We start from the raw sequence: 676 nt of genomic DNA on the forward strand, positions 1-676 counted from the left end.
GGAAGAGACGACGCGCACGGCGATCGCTGAGGGCTTTGTCGCGATGCAGCCCGAGACCCTGAAGACGATCCTCGCCGGCAACGCCAAGAAAGGCGATGTGCTCGGCACCGCGCGCATCGCCGGCATCATGGCGGCGAAGAAGACGCATGAACTGATCCCGCTCTGCCATCCGCTGCTGCTGACCAAGGTTTCCGTCGACATCGAGCCGGACCATGCTTTGCCCGGCCTGAAGGTCACCGCGCTTGCGCGTGTCACCGGCAAGACGGGCGTCGAGATGGAAGCTTTGACGGCCGCCTCCGTCGCCTGCCTGACCATCTACGACATGGCCAAGGCGGTGGATCGCGCCATGACCATTTCCGGCATCCGGCTGGTCGAAAAGACTGGCGGCAAATCTGGCGACTACAAGGCTGGCGCCTGATGGCGCTGGTTCCGGTCGCCGAGGCGCTCGAACGCCTTCTGGAAGGCGCTGCGCCGCTGGCCGGCGAAAGCGTTCCGCTCTTCGAGGCCGTGGATCGTGTGCTGGCGGAACCGGTTATTGCGCTGCGCACCCAACCGCCCTTCAACGCTTCCGCCATGGACGGCTATGCGGCGCGTGCCGCCGATGTGGCGTCGGTGCCATCGAGACTTTCTGTGATCGGAATGGCCCCGGCCGGGCGTGGCTTTGACGGCGTGGTCG

Annotated in this window: 1 protein-coding gene and 1 pseudogene; both read left to right on the top strand. The window is 65.8% G+C overall.

All coding sequences use genetic code 11. The features are described from left to right. The coding region (gene moaC / locus EN935_RS39020; RefSeq protein WP_127374404.1) for a cyclic pyranopterin monophosphate synthase MoaC at positions 1–418 on the top strand (418 nt) is incomplete at its 5' end. Continuing rightward, a pseudogene (locus EN935_RS39025) lies at positions 418–676 on the top strand (molybdopterin molybdenumtransferase MoeA); the annotation flags it as partial. The gene moaC and the pseudogene EN935_RS39025, both read left to right, overlap by 1 nt.

Origin of the sequence: Mesorhizobium sp. M7D.F.Ca.US.004.03.1.1 (assembly GCF_003998635.1) — a bacterium.
GTDB lineage: Bacteria > Pseudomonadota > Alphaproteobacteria > Rhizobiales > Rhizobiaceae > Mesorhizobium > Mesorhizobium loti.